This is a genomic window from Amphritea pacifica, from assembly GCF_016924145.1.
Classification (GTDB): Bacteria; Pseudomonadota; Gammaproteobacteria; order Pseudomonadales; family Balneatricaceae; genus Amphritea; species Amphritea pacifica.
Genome location: NZ_JAFFZO010000084.1, coordinates 1 through 1,049, shown reverse-complemented (window position 1 = coordinate 1,049; position 1,049 = coordinate 1). Strand labels below are relative to the sequence as shown.

Genomic DNA, 1,049 nt, shown 5'->3' with positions numbered 1-1,049 from the left:
ACATTGCCCATCATAACAGCAATCCGAAGCCATTTATTTGGACTAAAAGTGCCCGAGACATTTTGGAAAAAGTTATTCGTGCCAACAGTCGCTTAAGCTCTAAACAGAATGCAACACTACACTAGATCGCGGCTGCGCCGCTGGCTAGTGGCTAGTGGTTAGAATGTCACACAAAGCGTGACTTGCTCGTCGCTCGAGCGTCAAAAACAGGGTGTCGCTAGGGGCGTGGGTTAGATAAAGTGAAGATCTTTAGAGCAATGCCCCAATGCCCTTTTATCCTATCGTTTTCTATGTAACTATTGATCAGTCAAGGGGTAACAACACCTCAGCTCAGGGAGTCAGAGTGAGAAGAAATCTTATTAATGGTCATTCTGTCGTATTTCTGCAGATATACGACAAACTGTCGTGTTTCCAAACAGTAAAATTTACGTACAATCTTTTAAAATTCAGAAGGTTATCTGGTTTTTGTGATCTGACAAGAAGCGGTGATATACGACAACGTGTCGTATTTCTCCAAATCCACTGTCGTATATTTAGCTGTTAGCTGCTCTGAATTATTCGAATTCCAAGTGATTGCCGATGAATAAAAATGAAATTCAACTAATGAAAAAAGGTGAGCTTCACGTTCATTTAAATGGATTGGTGAGTACTGATGTTATTCGAAGCTTATTGGTAACAAAGAAGCAAAAAATAGAAGCAAAAGTAAAGCAAAGGGACAGGCATATTCTGAATCAAAATAAATGACTCTAAATCAGGGCCAGATATGCTTCTATCAACCGACCCATATGGCTGTTTTATTTATAGATTCTTGCTGATAGCGAGCTGTATCCTGAATATCCTTGCCTGACAAACAAACGTATTCCATCGCCTATGAGTAGGTTGCTTGTCTGTCTGAATAGTTGGTATAGATTGCTATTGTAAGAGTCGTTTCAGCTGGGTTGCTCCGGCGATATGCCGTTGTTGGTGCCGCTTCAGGTAGTCTTCAATACGCGTGCTATGGCCGATAACGGTGGCGATATGTATGCCTTGCGGTCGCATCAGTTGCAACC

The 1,049-nt window shown here is 41.8% G+C and carries 1 protein-coding gene; it reads left to right on the top strand.

All coding sequences use genetic code 11. The features are described 5' to 3' along the window. Positions 1–579: 579 nt before the first annotated feature. On the top strand, positions 580–744 hold the full coding sequence (locus JW499_RS21485) for a hypothetical protein (protein ID WP_205212499.1): 165 nt from the start codon (positions 580–582) through the stop codon (positions 742–744). Positions 745–1,049: the final 305 nt, after the last annotated feature.